Source organism: Streptomyces sp. NPDC047981 (genome assembly GCF_040653315.1).
Taxonomy (GTDB): domain Bacteria; phylum Actinomycetota; class Actinomycetes; order Streptomycetales; family Streptomycetaceae; genus Streptomyces.
The window spans coordinates 1-14,314 of sequence record NZ_JBEZNQ010000050.1 but is presented as its reverse complement, the minus strand read 5'-3'; the positions used below and the strand labels follow the sequence as shown (position 1 = coordinate 14,314).

At 73.6% G+C, this 14,314-nt stretch carries 16 protein-coding genes; 6 read left to right on the top strand and 10 right to left on the bottom strand.

All coding sequences use genetic code 11. From position 1 onward, the window contains the following. Positions 1-65 precede the first annotated feature (65 nt). A complete protein-coding gene (locus AB0E14_RS26370; protein ID WP_362422969.1) occupies positions 66-854 on the top strand; it encodes a chaplin in 789 nt (262 codons plus the stop codon). Positions 855-878: 24 nt separating this feature from the next. Here the strand turns inward: AB0E14_RS26370 and AB0E14_RS26365 are convergent, their stop codons facing one another. Further along, positions 879-1,538: a DUF2293 domain-containing protein gene (locus AB0E14_RS26365; protein ID WP_362422966.1), complete on the bottom strand. Its 660-nt coding sequence runs from the start codon at positions 1,536-1,538 to the stop codon at positions 879-881. A 28-nt stretch (positions 1,539-1,566) separates the two neighbouring features. Then, positions 1,567-2,025 carry a hypothetical protein gene (locus tag AB0E14_RS26360; RefSeq protein WP_362422963.1) on the bottom strand — a complete coding sequence of 153 codons (459 nt, stop codon included), beginning with the start codon at positions 2,023-2,025 and terminating at the stop codon, positions 1,567-1,569. A 94-nt stretch (positions 2,026-2,119) separates the two neighbouring features. Here AB0E14_RS26360 and AB0E14_RS26355 point away from each other — a divergent pair, with 94 nt between their 5' ends. Beyond that, positions 2,120-2,854: a hypothetical protein gene (locus tag AB0E14_RS26355; RefSeq protein WP_362422960.1), complete on the top strand. Its 735-nt coding sequence runs from the start codon at positions 2,120-2,122 to the stop codon at positions 2,852-2,854. A 380-nt stretch (positions 2,855-3,234) separates the two neighbouring features. On the opposite strand, the gene AB0E14_RS26350 is transcribed toward AB0E14_RS26355, so the two are convergent. Beyond that, positions 3,235-4,446 carry a pyridoxal phosphate-dependent aminotransferase gene (locus tag AB0E14_RS26350; protein WP_362422957.1) on the bottom strand — a complete coding sequence of 404 codons (1,212 nt, stop codon included), beginning with the start codon at positions 4,444-4,446 and terminating at the stop codon, positions 3,235-3,237. Between the two features lie 87 nt (positions 4,447-4,533). Here AB0E14_RS26350 and AB0E14_RS26345 point away from each other — a divergent pair, with 87 nt between their 5' ends. Together AB0E14_RS26345 and AB0E14_RS26340 are read left to right on the top strand one after the other, a co-directional pair. Further along, positions 4,534-5,187 carry a winged helix-turn-helix transcriptional regulator gene (locus AB0E14_RS26345; protein ID WP_362422954.1) on the top strand — a complete coding sequence of 218 codons (654 nt, stop codon included), beginning with the start codon at positions 4,534-4,536 and terminating at the stop codon, positions 5,185-5,187. A 97-nt stretch (positions 5,188-5,284) separates the two neighbouring features. Then, entirely contained in the window at positions 5,285-5,740 is a 456-nt protein-coding gene (locus tag AB0E14_RS26340; RefSeq protein ID WP_362422951.1) for a cupin domain-containing protein, read from the top strand. Between the two features lie 5 nt (positions 5,741-5,745). Here AB0E14_RS26340 and AB0E14_RS26335 read toward each other — a convergent pair whose 3' ends face one another. Together AB0E14_RS26335 and AB0E14_RS26330 are read right to left on the bottom strand one after the other, a co-directional pair. Beyond that, positions 5,746-6,096 (bottom strand): MerR family transcriptional regulator, encoded by a 351-nt coding sequence (locus tag AB0E14_RS26335; protein ID WP_362422948.1) that lies wholly within the window; start codon positions 6,094-6,096, stop codon positions 5,746-5,748. Positions 6,097-6,120: 24 nt separating this feature from the next. After that, positions 6,121-6,873 (bottom strand): SDR family oxidoreductase, encoded by a 753-nt coding sequence (locus AB0E14_RS26330; protein WP_362422945.1) that lies wholly within the window; start codon positions 6,871-6,873, stop codon positions 6,121-6,123. A gap of 44 nt (positions 6,874-6,917) precedes the next feature. Here AB0E14_RS26330 and AB0E14_RS26325 point away from each other — a divergent pair, with 44 nt between their 5' ends. Continuing rightward, entirely contained in the window at positions 6,918-7,553 is a 636-nt protein-coding gene (locus AB0E14_RS26325) for a uridine kinase (protein WP_362422942.1), read from the top strand. A 190-nt stretch (positions 7,554-7,743) separates the two neighbouring features. Here AB0E14_RS26325 and AB0E14_RS26320 read toward each other — a convergent pair whose 3' ends face one another. From AB0E14_RS26320 to AB0E14_RS26305, 4 genes are read right to left on the bottom strand one after another with little or no spacing between them, the layout of a single operon-like run. Then, positions 7,744-8,667 (bottom strand): PfkB family carbohydrate kinase, encoded by a 924-nt coding sequence (locus tag AB0E14_RS26320; RefSeq protein WP_362422939.1) that lies wholly within the window; start codon positions 8,665-8,667, stop codon positions 7,744-7,746. Then, positions 8,664-9,578, bottom strand: a complete 915-nt coding sequence (locus tag AB0E14_RS26315; RefSeq protein ID WP_362422936.1) for a pseudouridine-5'-phosphate glycosidase — start codon at positions 9,576-9,578, stop codon at positions 8,664-8,666. The genes AB0E14_RS26320 and AB0E14_RS26315 overlap by 4 nt, the downstream gene beginning before the upstream one ends. A 48-nt stretch (positions 9,579-9,626) precedes the next feature. Beyond that, the gene (locus AB0E14_RS26310; protein WP_362422934.1) at positions 9,627-10,814 is read right to left on the bottom strand and encodes a hypothetical protein; all 1,188 of its coding nucleotides are present in this window, start codon (positions 10,812-10,814) and stop codon (positions 9,627-9,629) included. Then, positions 10,798-11,688: a hypothetical protein gene (locus tag AB0E14_RS26305; protein WP_362422931.1), complete on the bottom strand. Its 891-nt coding sequence runs from the start codon at positions 11,686-11,688 to the stop codon at positions 10,798-10,800. The genes AB0E14_RS26310 and AB0E14_RS26305 overlap by 17 nt, the downstream gene beginning before the upstream one ends. A 560-nt stretch (positions 11,689-12,248) precedes the next feature. Between AB0E14_RS26305 and AB0E14_RS26300 the strand changes: the two genes are divergently transcribed. Beyond that, positions 12,249-12,605 (top strand): cupin domain-containing protein, encoded by a 357-nt coding sequence (locus AB0E14_RS26300; protein WP_362422928.1) that lies wholly within the window; start codon positions 12,249-12,251, stop codon positions 12,603-12,605. 130 nt (positions 12,606-12,735) lie between these two features. Here AB0E14_RS26300 and AB0E14_RS26295 read toward each other — a convergent pair whose 3' ends face one another. After that, complete coding sequence (locus AB0E14_RS26295; RefSeq protein WP_362423067.1) at positions 12,736-13,998, bottom strand: MFS transporter; 1,263 nt, start codon at positions 13,996-13,998, stop codon at positions 12,736-12,738. Positions 13,999-14,314 lie beyond the last annotated feature (316 nt).

Genomic DNA, 14,314 nt, shown 5'->3' with positions numbered 1-14,314 from the left:
CGCCAGGATCGCGTTAATTGCGGTACGGGCAAATGCCCGTGAATACCTCCAGAAGGCAGGAAGCCATGAGGCAGATTCGCCGAAGTGGTCTGGCCACGTTGATGGTCACGGGTGGCGCACTCGCGCTCTCGGCGGGCGCCGCGCACGCCGACTCCGGTGCACAGGGCGCCGCGGTCGGTTCGCCGGGCGTCGGCTCCGGCAACACCATTCAGCTGCCGGTGCACGTCCCGGTCAACGCCTGCGGGAACACCGTCAACGTCGTCGGACTGCTCAACCCGGCCGTGGGCAACCGCTGCGCCAACACGAGCCCGTCCAAGGGCTACGGCTCGGACGCGGACGGCGGCGGCCGGCACCACAAGGACCAGCCCGGCACCCCGCGCAGCGGTGGCCACGCCGGCGGCGGCTCCCACGAGGGCGGCTCCCACGGAGGCGGCTCGTCCAACGGCGGCGGCGCCACCGCCGAGGGGATCGCGAAGGGCTCGCCCGGTGTGCTCTCCGGCAACGGCCTGCAGCTCCCGATCGACCTCCCGGTCAACGTGAGCGGCAACTCGGTCAACGTCGTCGGCATCGGCAACCCGGCCATCGGCAACACCGCGGTCAACGGCCCCGGCGAGCCCGAGGCGCCCGTCGAGCAGCCCAAGCCGCCGGTGAAGGAGCAGCCGAAGCCGCTGCCCGCCCCGGTCGACGACGAGGCCGAGATCCCGGCCCCCGCGCCCGCCCCGCAGGGCGACTCCGTCGAACTCGCCAGCACCGGCTCGGACGTCGTCGGCTACGGCGCCCCGGCCGCCGCCGCGATGCTGCTCGGCGGCGCGCTCCTCTACCGCCGCTCGCGCCGCACGGGCGCGCAGGTCTGAGGCCCCCGCGGATTCCCCCGGGCCTCACCCGGGTCGCCAGGCCCGGAGCACCGCCTCGATGGCGGGTGCGACGCTCGTCCGGGCCTGGTGCCGGGGAACCCCGCGCATGAGCAGCGTGTCGTACTCGGTGTCGACATGCCGTACGGCGGCCCGCACCGCGGCCGTGACCGCACCCCGGTCGAGCGCCCGCCCCGCCGCCGTACGTCCCACCCGGCCGCTGCCCTTGCTGGAGGCGTGGGACGCGATCTCCGCCGCCCGGTCCCCCGGGCAGCGGGGGAAGAGCCGCAGGATCTCCGCCTCCAGGGCCGCCGTGACCGCCGTGTCCCGCTCCGCGCGGCGGGCCGCGTCCCGCGCCCGGCGACGGGCCCGCGCCTCCGCGTCCGCGAGACAGGCGGCCTCGGCCCGGGCGAGCGCGTCCTCCTCGACGAGGAGGCCCTGACGCTCGTACCGGGTACGGCGCCGGTTGTGCCGGACGACCACCGCCCACAGCGCGCTGCCCTCCCGGGCCCGGCGGGTGAGGGCGGTGTTCCCGCGGCGCAGGAAGACGAGATGGCCCAGGTCGGCGCAGTCCAGGCAGACCGGAGCGTTGAACTCCACGATCATCCGCTCCAGCGGCCCCTGGAGACACTCCGAGCAGCGGCGGCGCTTGAGCGGTTCGACGACGACGGGTGCGACCAGGTCCATGACGGCCTCCTCAGCCCTGTCCTCGGCTTCAGCGCACGCCGGGCGCGGCCGCGGTGATGAACCGGTCGAGCGCCTCTTTCGCCTCCCGGGAGCGCCGCGCGCGGTCCTCCTCGTCGGGCGCCTCGTGCATGCAGTTGGTCATCTCGAAGGCGGACTCGGCGAGTTCGCGGGTGGCCGGATCGTCACAGACCAGCTGGACACGGAAGAGCGCCTGCCGGGTGGCGGTGCGCTGGTGGTACGAGGCGTAGCGCGACTCCTCCGCCCGCTCCGAGTCCGGGTCCTGAGCGGCCCTGAACCAGCGGTCGTTCTGGCTGCGCCGGTAGTCGACGACCGCGCCCGCGAACGCGCTGTACGCCGAGATCCGCTCCTGGCGCAGCTGCTCGTCCCGGGCCAGCGACGCCGTGCGGGCGTCCGCGCGGCCCTGGAACCAGTGGGTGGCGATCACCCCCAGGAGGGTGCCCGCCACGGCGATCAGGGCCGTATCCATGACCGGTTGCTCCTCGGCACACTCACGTCGGGCCCGCGGCCGACACCCGATATTCGTTCGAACCCTTGCCACTCCACCCTCTAGGGTCTGTCGCGTGGCAACGAAACTCAATCAGATCATCGCAGTGGAGAAGGGCGTCAAGTCCCGGGCGCAGCAGGACCTGACGGCGGCACACCACGGGCTGCAGAAGCCCGCGTTGCTCGCCGGCATCTCCCGTACGTACCAGCCGAAGGACGAGGAGGGCGAGCAGCTGCCGCCCGAGTCGACGCTGGTGCAGGTGAAGGCCGAGGACGTGCTGCGCGACACCGCGCGGGCGTTGACGAGGCTGTTCGACGTGACCGCCACGAAGGACTGGGCCAACTGCGACGCGCGGGCCGACATCACGGTCGACGGGCGGGTGCTGGTGGGCCAGGTCCCCGTCGCGTACCTCCTGTTCCTGGAGAAGCAGCTCACGGACATCCACACCTTCGTCCGCAAGCTGCCCGTTCTCGACGCGGCCGAATCGTGGACGCAGGACCCGTCGACCGACGCGTGGAAGACCGAGGTCGTCCGGACGGTGCGGACGAAGAAGGTGCCGCGCAACCACGTCAAGGCGGAGGCGACCGACAAGCACCCGGCGCAGGTCGAGGTGTACTACGAGGACGTGCCGGTCGGTTACTGGACGACCGTGAAGTTCTCCGGCGCCCTGCCGGTCCGGCGGGTGAACGAGCTCCTGGAGCGGGTGGAGAAGCTCCAGCAGGCGGTGAAGTACGCCCGTGAGGAGGCGAACAGCGCCGAGGTCGTCGACCAGCGGGTCGGTGACGCCGTCTTCGGCTACCTTTTCGGGTAGCGGGAAGACCCATGAACTCCCCGGCCACAGAACACGGTCGGGGTGCGCGAGGAGCGCAAAGCTGAAGCTGAGGCTTGTCGTGAATGCGCGGCCCTTCTGACGAGGGTCGCGTTCAAACTCAGACTATTGCTCCAGATTCAGTATGCGCCGCTCATCGCCGGATCGACCGGGCCCGGGCCCTGGTGCGTCGAAATGCCAGTTCGAATCTGGTCCGCCGAGCTCGATCGGCGGTGGTCCAATGGCAGGACGCGACGCAATGACGACTGACCCGGGTTCTCAAGTGTGCCGGCGTGTGACGGGAGCGGCATCCATCAGGGTCCGGGGGCCGGCTACGCCCTCGGACCCGCTCCTTTTCCCGGGCCGTCCCCCCGTCCTCCCGTCTACTGCCGGTAGCCGCCGAGGAAGCGGCCGATGCGGCTGATCGCGGCGTCGAGATCGTCGGCGTACGGCAGGGTGAGGATGCGGAAGTGGTCCGGGCGGGGCCAGTTGAAGCCGGTGCCCTGCACCACCTGGATCTTCTCGCGCAGCAGCAGGTCGAGGACGAACTTCTCGTCGTCGTGGATCTTGTGCACCTTCGGGTCGAGGCGCGGGAAGGCGTACAGCGCGCCCTTCGGCTTCACGCAGGAGACCCCGGGGATCTCGTTGAGCTTCTCCCAGGCCCTGTCGCGCTGCTCGTGGAGCCTGCCGCCGGGGGCGGTGAGCTCGTGGATCGACTGCCGGCCGCCGAGCGCGGCCTGAATGGCGTACTGGGCCGGGGCGTTCGGGCAGAGCCGCATGGAGGCCAGCATCGTCAGGCCCTCCAGGTAGCTCTTGGCGTGCTGCTGCGGGCCGGTGACGACCAGCCAGCCCGAGCGGAAGCCCGCGACCCGGTACGTCTTGGAGAGCCCACCGAAGGTGAGCACGACGAGGTCGGGGGCGAGGGAGGCGGCCGGGTAGTGCACGGCCTCGTCGTAGACGATCTGGTCGTAGATCTCGTCGGCGAAGACCATCAGGCCGTGGCGGCGGGCGAGGTCGAGGATGCCCTCGACGATCTCGCGCGGATACACGGCGCCCGTGGGGTTGTTGGGGTTGATGATCACGACGGCGCGGGTGCGGTCGGTGATCTTCGCGGCCATGTCGTCGAGGTCCGGGTACCAGTCGGCCGACTCGTCGCAGAGGTAGTGCACGGCCTTGCCGCCCGAGAGGGTGGTCACCGCCGTCCACAGGGGGAAGTCGGGGGCGGGGATCAGCACCTCGTCGCCGTCCTCCAGGAGCGCCTGCACGGCCATGGAGACCAGCTCGGAGACGCCGTTGCCGAGGAACACGTCGTCGACGCCGACCTCCGGCAGGCCCATCGCCTGGTAGCGCTGGGCGACGGCGCGCCGGGCGGACAGGATGCCGCGGGAGTCCGTGTAGCCGTGGGCCTTGGGGAGCATCCGGATCATGTCCTGGACGATCTCCTCGGGCGCCTCGAACCCGAAGAGGGCGGGGTTTCCGGTGTTGAGGCGCAGGACGCTGTGGCCCGCCTCCTCCAGGGCGTTGGCGTGCTCGATGACCGGGCCCCGGATCTCGTAGCAGACCTCGCTCAGCTTGCTCGACTGCCGGAACTCCATGCGACGACCTCCCCAGACGTAATGGTGCTGCTTGGTTTTACCAAGTTCGAGCTTGGAAAGTCCAACAACTTGTCTAGACTGCGTCGCATGCCACGTCGTCGAAGCTATGACCAGTACTGCGCCGCCGCCCGTGCCCTCGACGTCGTGGGCGACCGCTGGACACTGCTGATCGTCCGTGAACTCCTCGCGGGGCCGCGCCGCTACACGGACCTGCACGCCGACCTCCCCGGCGTCAGCACGGACATGCTCGCCGGCCGCCTCAAGGACATGGAGGGCGCCGAACTCGTCACCCGCCGCCGGCTGCCCGCGCCCGTCTCCGCGTCCGTGTACGAACTCACCCCGCGCGGACGCGATCTCCTCCCCGTCCTGCGGGCCCTGGCGGAGTGGGGCGCCCCCGCCCTGGAGGAGCCCCGGCCGACCGACGCGGTGCGCGCGCACTGGTTCGCCGTCCCGCTGATCGGAGCCCTGGAAGGGCTGGTCACAGGGGTCGTCCAGGTGACCCTTGCCGAGGGGGCGTTCCATGTCCGGCTCGGGGGCGACGGGCCGCCCGCGTACGGCGACGGACCGCCGGCCGACCCCGCCGACGTGCTGCTGCGGACCGACGCCGCGACCTGCCGGGCCCTGGCGGCCGGGGAGGCGACGCTCGCCCGGGCGGTGCGGGACGGCCGGGTCGAGGTGTCCGGCGACGGCGGCCTCGCCGGTGAACTGCGGGCGCGACTGCTGCCGATGTCGGTGAACTGATCGTCAATCCCCGTCCGGCTCTTCCCTCTTACGGAGTAGCGTGGGGCTGTTTTGCGGCCTGAACCGAGAGGCCGCGGGGAAGCGGGAGGGCTGCTCCATGGGGACCGACGTCTGGATCGAACGGGGCGAAGCGCAGCCGCGGCCCGGTGAGACCCTCGTGGGCCGGCGTGCGGGCACGCGGGAGACCCGTGGCACGCTCGCCAAGGGCACCTCCGGCGGGACGCTCAGGATCAAGCCGCCCAAGGGCCGGACGGACGTCGTCTTCCGCACCGTCACGCTCGCCCCGGGCGAGTCCACCGGCTGGCACCACCACCCCGGCCAGATCATCGCCGTCGTCCAGTCGGGCACGCTGACCCGCGTCCTGCACGACTGCTCGGTCGAGACCATGTCCGCGGGCGAGGCGTTCGTGGAACCCGCGGGCCGCAGGAACCGGCACGTCGGACACAACTTCGGCACGGAACCCGTCGTGCTCTACATGACCTGCCTGCTGCCCCAGGGCGCCCCGCTCGCGATGGAAGCGGACGCGCCGGACTGCGCGCACCGCCGCCCCTAGAGTCCTCAGCCGCGGGCGGTCGCCAGGGCGGCGGCCAGCCGGTCGCGGGCGGCGGTCTGCGCGGCGATCCGGGCCTCCAGGACGGCCAGCCGCTCGCGGGCGATGTCGAGCCCGCGGGCGGACGGCGGCGTGGCCCGCATGTCGCCGTCGAGGCAGGCACTGAACGCGGCCACGTCCTCCAAGGTCAGCCCCGCGTCCAGGAGATACCGGATGTTGGCCACGCGGGCCGACGCGGTGGAGTCGTAGATCCGGTATCCGTTCGGCTCGCGGACCGACGTGATCAGACCGGCCCGCTCGTAGTGACGCAGAGCCCGGGCTGTCACGCCCGTTCTCCGGGCCAGTTCACCGATGCGCAAGGACCACCTCCTCGCGCAGTCGTATCACGCGACCAGCGCACCCCCGTCCACGGGCAGGACCGTTCCCGTGAGGAACCCGGCCTCGGGCGCGGCCAGTCGGGTGATCGCCCAGGCGACCTCCTCCGGCAGCCCCACCCGCCCGAGCGGCGTGTGGGCGATCTGCCACGTCCTGATCGCCGCGCGCTGCTCGGCGGTCAGCCCCAGGTGATCGGCGATCGGTGTCTCGATCGCGCCGGGCGCGACGGCGACCACACGGACGCCGCGCGGGGCGAGCTCCACGGCCCAGCAGCGGGTGAGCGTCTCCAGGGCGCTCTTGGTCGCCGGGTAGACCGAGTTGTTCGGCCAGCCGCGCTGACCGACCGTCGTCGTGACGTTGACGACCACACCGCCGGCCGCCTCGAGCGCGGGCACGGCGGCCTGGGTCAGCAGGATCGGGGCGACCAGATTGGTCTCGACGAGGGGGCCGACGACCGACCGGTCGAGCGTTCCGAGCGGCCCTCCGGTGGCGATGCCCGCGTTGTTGACGAGGACGTCGAGGCGACCGTGCGCGGCGAGCACCGACCGTACGATCTCCTCCGCCGCACCCTCGGCCGTGATGTCGGCGATCAGCGGTCGGATCCCCGGGTGGCCCCCGGCGGTCTCCGCCAGCGGTCCCGGTCTGCGGCCGACGGCGACGACGGTGTCGCCGGCGGCGGCGAACGCCCGGGCGGTGGCCCGGCCGATGCCGGTGCCGGCTCCGGTGACGAGAATGATCCTATGCGGCTCTGCGCTGTTCATAGACTCGATGCTCGAACCCTGACGCCAAGGACAAGGTCAAGCCCGTGCGATTCGAAGCGATCACCTGGGAGCGCCTCTCCGAGGCCCTCGCCGCGCACATCGACGGCGCGACCCCCGGTGACGGGAGCGCCTGGCTGAAGGTCGGCATCGACGGGGCGCCCGCCGCGCCGGCCGCGGAGACCGCCGAGCGGATCGCCGGGGCGCTGCGGCTGCGCGGCCGGTCCGTGCTCGTCGTCGGGACCGGAGGGTTCCTGCGGCCCGCGTCGCTCCGCTACGAGTACGGGAAGCAGGACCCCGACGCGTACTACAGCGGCTGGTTCGACACCGGAGCGCTGTGGCGCGAGGTGTTCGGGCCGCTGGAGGCGGGCGGCAGCGGCCGCGTCCTGCCCGATCTGTGGGACCCCGCCACCGACCGTGCCACCCGCAGCCCCTACACCGAACTGCCGCCGGGCGGCGTCCTCGTGGTGCACGGGCCGTTCCTGCTCGGCCACTGGTTCCCGTTCGACACGACCGCGCATCTGCGGCTCTCGCCCGGCGCCCTCGCGCGCCGCACCGAGGAGACGTGGACCCTGCCCGCCTTCGAGCGGTACGAGAACGAGGTCGGCCCGTCCGAGGCCGCGGACGTGGTCGTCCGCACCGACGACCCGCGCCATCCCGCCTGGACGGGCCTCCCCGGCTAGGGCCTGTCGTTTGGATCAGGCCGGATCAGGGAGCGGGGTCTGGTGCATGGGGTCTCCCCAGGCCCTCTGGGCCTAGGGGACGGATCGCAAGGCGGAGGAGGGAGTCAACGCGGAGCGTTGGGGACCGACGACAACGCGGCGAGGCGCGGTGCCAGGGCCCGCGAGCCCGGCCTGATCCAAACGAAAGACCCTAGCGCGCCCGGGCTTCCGCGTCCGGCCAGGGTCCCGCCGGCCGTGGGCGTCCGCCCACCACCGTCACGGCCTCCGCGCCTGCCCGGCAGCCCGCCTCTGCCGCCTCCAGGGGAGGCGCGCCCGCCAGCAGGGCCGCGAGGAACGTCCCGGCGAACGCGTCGCCCGCGCCCGTGGAGTCCACCGGCGTCACGTCCGGAGCCGGGACCTGTCCGGTGACCGCGCCCGCCTCGGCGACCAGCGCGCCACCGGCGCCGAGGGTGACCGCGACGAGCGGGAACGTACGGCTCAGGGTCCGCGCCGCCTCGGTGGGATCGGCGCACCCGGTGAGCAGCAGGGCCTCGTCGGCGTTCGGGAACAGCGCCTCCACCCCGTGCGCCGCCGCGAGGAACCTCTCCGCGCCCCACTGCTTCAGGAACCCCGCCGAGGCAGGGTCCACGCTCACCGGGATCCCCGCCTCCCGCGCCCCGCGCATCGCCCTCAGCGCGGCGGCACGGCTCGACTCGGCGAAGAAGAGGTACCCCGACAGATGGAGGCGGGCCATGCCGTCGAGGAAGGCGTCGGACCAGTCGGCGGGGGTCAGGCGGAGCGCGGCGCCGCTGTCGGTCAGGAACGTCCGCTCCGCGTCGGCGTCGACCAGGGATATCACCGTCGCCGTACCGGCCTCGCCGTCCGGGACGAGCAGCGGCCGCACGCCCGCCCACCGCAGCTGCCCGTCGTGCCACGCGGCCTCGTCCGTGCCGACCCGGCCGAGCAGGGTCACCGAGGCGCAGCCCGAACGCGCCGCCCAGCAGGCCGCGTTGGCCCCCGCCCCACCCGGCAGGCGCCGGATCTCGGCGGCCGTGTCGGTCGCCGGAGCGAGGGGCGTCCGGTGCCGGGCCACGATGTCCGTGACCACGTCACCGACGACCAGGAGACCGCTCATGCGCCGACGCCCGCGTACGCGGAGGCGATCCGGGCCCCGAGCCGCACATTGCCGCGCACCGCCGCCAGGTTCGCCTCCAGGGACGCCCCTTCGGTGTGCACCATCAGATACTCCAGCAGGAACGGGGTCACGGCCTGGCCGCCGATCCCCTTCTCCTTCGCCGCCGCGAGGCCCTGTGCGAGGACCCGGTCGTGCAGCGCGGGATCCAACTGCTCGGCCACCGGTACCGGGTTGGCGACGACCAGCGCCGCGTGCGGCCCGCCAAGCCCGTCCTTCGCCCGCATCACGCCCGCCACCTCCTCCGGGGTCCGGAGCGTCCAGTCGACCGGCTCCCCGGAGGAGGCCAGATAGAACCCGGGGAAGTGCTCCGTCCCGTACCCGGTCACCGTCACGCCCAGGGTCTCGAGGCGTTGCAGTGTCGCGGGGACGTCGAGGATCGACTTCACGCCCGCGCACACCACCGTGATCCCGACTCGGGAGAGCAGCCGCAGATCGGCCGACTCGTCCTGTGTCGCGGTCCACTCCCGGTGCACCCCGCCCAGTCCACCGGTCGCGAAGACCCGGATGCCCGCCGCGTCCGCCAGCCACGCGGTCGCGGAGACGGTCGTCGCGCCGGTCGCCCCGGTCGCGAGCGCGGGCGCGAGGTCGCGGTGGCCCAGCTTCCGGACCGTCGGGTCCTCGGCGACCCGAGTCAACCCGGCTTCGCCGAGGCCGACATGGGCCACCCCGTCGATCACCGCGATCGTCGCGGGCACCGCGCCCTCGCTCCGTACCAGCGCCTCCAACTCCCGGGCCACCGTCAGATTGCGCGGGCGCGGCAGGCCGTGGGCGATGATCGTGGACTCGAGGGCGACGACGGGCCGGCCCTGGTGGAGCGCCTCCCGCACCTCTTCGGACACCTGTGTGGACATGTCCCATTTCTGGCCGACCACGCGCCCCTCAAACCTCGGTGGCGTACTTCAGCCACAGCGCGGCAGTCCCGGCAACCGCACCGCGTCGACGACCTGGACGACCGGGCGGGAGTCGGCGCTCTTGGCGTTTCCCACGCTGTACGCGACCGCCAGGGCGCCGTCCCGGGCCTGCGCGTAGCCGTACGCCGGAGTGATCCGCGCGTACGAGCCCGAGCCGAGGTCCAGGGCGTACGCGGTCTCGGGCGTGCGCCAGGTGACCAGCCGGCCGCTGATCCGCACCTGGTCCATGCCGTCGACGGCCGGGGAGGCGGTCACCACCGCCGTCGCCCGCGCGTCGCCCGTGCGCCACACCATCAGCCGGGGCGCGGCCTCGCCCTCCACCCAGGCCCAGGTGCCGCCCCCGGTCGTGCCGCCGTCGGAGGCGACGGACCTGATGTCCCGGAGCGCGGCCAGCGGGGCCGGCAGCGCGGCGGGGCGGCCGTCGGCGAGCGAGACCGCGGCGAGCCGGGTGCCGGAACCCGCCGACTCGCGCCACACGAGCAGCCCGCCCGCGGCGAACGGCGCGTCCATCACGCCCGTCCGCAGCGCCCGCGGAGCGCCGCCGGCCGCCGGGGCCGCGTACACCGTGGCCTTCCCGCCGCCGACGCCCTGCGCCCAGTGGACGGTGCCGTCGCGGACGACGGGCTGGGGGAGGGGGCCCGGCCGGTCGGCCCGGGCGATCCTGCGGGACGCGCCGGTCTCGGCGTCCCACACGTACAGGCTCCACGGGCTGTCCAGGGTCCGTCCTTCCAGGACGGCGAAGGCGGCCCATCGGCGACCGTCGAAGTCGGCCGCGAGCAGTTGGTGCTCGACGGGGTCGGCGAGGTCGAGCAGGGTACGGGGCGCGCCGCCCGCCCGGACCAGGGCGGCACGGCGGCCGTCGCCGCCGGTGAGCTGGACGACCGTCCAGCCGGGACCCGTGTCGGTCAGCACCGCCCGCTGCCCGGCCGGGGTCCGCAGCTCGCCCGCGTCGAGCGCGGAGCGCCAGGCGGTCGGGAGTCCGACCTCGCACGCGGCCGACAGGGCGCTCGGCCGGGGGGCCGGTGTGCTCGGACGGTCCGGGGTGGGCTCGGGCCCCGACCGCGCCGACGAGCATCCCGCGAACAGGAGGCCCGTCAGCAGCAGGGCGAGGCCGCGGCGGGCCCCGGTGGGCGACGGTGCGCGCGGCGGCCGGTGCGTCCTACCAGACGTAGCCACGGCCGCCCATGATGGTGGTGATGGTGTCGGACGAGATGTGCGCCGACTTGGGGACGGAGCCCGCCCACGAGATCACGCTCGTGCTCACCCCGCCCACCGGGTCGAGGTAGTTGACCTGGCCGGCGGCGGTGTCCGTGTTGTAGCCGTCGATCGCGACCCAGTGGAATATCTCGACGTTCGGGTGGCCGACGAGGTGGGGGCCGCCGGGCACCTCCCAGGCGTTGCCCGCGATCGCGTAGTCGTTGTCGGTGTTGTGCGTGATGTGCTGCTTGAAGTTGGCCTTGTCGGTGGCGGTCGGGGTGTACGGCAGCGCCCGGGGCACGTAACCGGCGCCGGGCAGGCGGCTGTTCAGAGCGTCGGCCATCGGATATCCGGTCGGGTTGGGCACGTTGATGTTGATGCCGTACCAGGCCGTTCCGCTGCTGTTGGTCTTGAGGAGCGTCGCCGCGTCCTGCTGGGAACGGCCGGCGACCCCGTCGCGCGCGGACTGGGTGATCACGAGGGTCGCGGGCCCGCACCAGTACGAGGTCTTCTGCGACTGGTGCAGCCCGCCGGAGAGCTTGTAGCCCGCGAGCGCGGCCCGGGTGCGGACGCCGTCGAAGTCTCTGTTCGCCTCGGCCTCCTTCGCGGCGCTCAGTCTCCGCTGGGCGGGGGTGAGGCGCTGCGGGCCGAGGGTGTCGTGCGCGGCCTTGTAGGAGGCGCCGGGAGCCTGCGGTTCGGGGGCGCCCGGTCCGGGGGCGGCGTGCGCCGCGGGGGCGGCGGCGAGGGCCGCGACGGCCGAGAGGAGTGCGGCGGAGGTCAGTGCGGCGGTGCGGGAGACGGTGCGGGAGGTGGCACGGGAGACGGTGCGGGGGGCGGCGGATATCGCGGGCATCACACTCTCCTGTCGGAGGTGGGGGGAGGAGGTCACGAGGGAGTTTGACGCGCACGCGCCAACCTGGACAGGGCGCTCGGTGGATTCCGCCCGACCAACATTGGGCGCACCAAAGGCGCCAGGCGTGACCAGCGGGGACATCGGTCCGTAACCTGCCCCGCCGCCCCCGGTTTTCGGCGGTGCGGCGCCGCGATGCCGCCCTCGCCGGCGTACGCGTATGAGCGATTCCGCCCCCGGAGGGGCCGAGGTGTCCATCTGCCACCTATACGACGCGGGACCGGCCGACTTCGACCCGAGGTACGCCAACTGGGCGTGTAGGGCACTCCGTACGAAATCAGTGGCCGGCTTCCGTGGTGACGGACGCCGTCGGTGGGCGCGGGCCCCTCTTCCGCCGCAGCAGCCCAGCTCGGCCCCTCGGGCGCCGGCCCCAGGCCGTCCTTCGGATTCCGTCGCCCCGCGGCGGTCGGGCGATGTCTCCTGGTCAGGAGGGAAACGGAGGCGCTTCCTCCGGCGACTCCCGGCCATGGGGCGCCCCCGAGACCCCGCTACAGTCACCGGCCATGACGACACATGACCAGCCCTCCTTCGCCGTCCACATCCCCGACGCGGAGCTGGAGCCCGAGCCGCTCGACCCCGCCCAGATCGTCTCCGGCACGCCCGAGGTGACCGGCAAGGTCCTCTGGGAGTCCGCCGACGGCAAGCAGGTGCGCGGCATCTGGCAGATCACGCCCGGCGTGGTGACCGACACGGAGGCCAATGAACTCTTCGTCGTCGTCAGCGGGAAGGCGACGGTCGCCGTCGAGGGCGGGGCCACGCTCGAGATCGGCCCGGGCGACGCGTGCGTGCTGCGCGAGGGGGACCGGACCACCTGGACGGTCCACGAGACGCTGCGCAAGGCGTATCACATCAGCCTCTGAGTGCGCCGGATCGGATATCGGATCCAAGGATCTGGGCATGGGATCCTGGATCTTGGATCCGATATCCGATATCCGATGCCCCTGAGCGTGCGGCGCCGCCAGTCCGTGGGTCCGCCAGTCCGTCAGCTCCTCAGGCCGCCCGGCGTACCACGCCGCGCACTGCCAGCGCCGCCATCGGCAGCAGCAGGCACGCGCCCACCAGGTTCAGCCAGCCGTAGCCCGCCTCGGCCACGATCAGCCCCGCCATCAGACCGCCGAGTCCGGCGGCCGTGTTCATGATGAAGTCCGACAGGCCCTGCACCGCCGCCCGCGCGGCCTGCGGCACGGAGTCGGTGAGCAGCGCCGAGCCCGACACCAGGCCCGCCGACCAGCCCAGGCCGAGGACGAAGAGACCCGCGGCGGTCTGGCCGTGGCTCGGCCCCGCCGTGCCGGCCAGCAGCGCGGCCACCGAGAGCAGCCCGACCGCGAGCCCGATGACGGAGAGCCGGCCGAGCCGGTCGGACAGCCAGCCCATGACGGGCGAGAAGGCGTACATGCCGGCGATGTGCCCGCTGATGACGAGGCCGATCAGCTGGATCCCGGCGCCGTGGTGGCTCAGGGCCACCGGGGTCATCGACATGATCGAGACCATCGCGGTGTGCGAGGCGGCCACGGTCACCAGGGCGAGGCGGGCGCCGGCGGACCGCCGTACCGCCCGCACTCCCGCCCGCAGCGAGCGGGCGTCGGCCTCCTGGCTCTCCTCGGAGGTCGCCAGGGCGCGGGCCGTCAGCAGCGGGTCGGGGCGCAGCAGGAGCGCCACGACGACCGCGGCGACGACGAAGACGCCGGCCGCCCAGACGAAGGGACCGGCCGCCGCCGGAATGCCGAGGCCGGCCACGCTCTCACCGGCGGGCGCGGCGATGTTGGGCCCGAGGACCGCGCCGATGGTCGTGGCCCAGACGACGGTGGAGATGGCCCGGCCGCGGCGGTCCGGCTCGGCCAGGTCGGCGGCGGCGAACCGGGCCGCGAGGTTGGCGGAGGACGCGGCACCGAAGCCGACCAGACCGGCGAGGAGCAGCGGGAAGCTGTCGACGACGGCCCCGAGGACGACGACTCCCGCGCCCAGGGCCCCGATCAGATAGGCCAGGACGAGACCGGGCCGCCGCCCACGCGCGCCCATCAGGGCGGCCAGCGGCATGGCGAGCAGCGCGGGTCCGGCCACCGACGCGGTCGAGGCGAGGCCCGACAGGGCCTCCGAGCCGCTGACCTCCTTGGCCAGGACGGCGGCGAGGGCGATACCGGTGGCTATGCCGAGCCCGCCGAGTATCTGTCCGGCGATGAGCACGGCCTGTATGCGCCGTCGAAGCGCCGCCACCCGGCCTGCGTCGACCGGGGCGACCGGGTCGGCCGACACGGCAGCGGCGGAGCCGACGGCGTCGGCCGTCTTCGTCGCGAGCGCGTCGACGGGAGTGCCGGGTGCGCCAGGAGCGTCGGGGGCGTCAGGGGCATCGGGGCTGTTGGTCACTGACGTGAGTGTGCCAGCCGCTCCCGCGCCTGAGAACGCCCCCAGCGCGTGCGCTCGGCCACGGCCCCCGCCGCCTGGTCGCCCCGCACCCCCACGCCACCCGGAGCCGCCTCACTCCCGGCCCAGCCCGCCGGGTCGCCCGCACAACCACCGCCCGACCCGGCCCCGCACCACCCCGGCGCCCGCTCCGCCGGCAGGCGCCGCG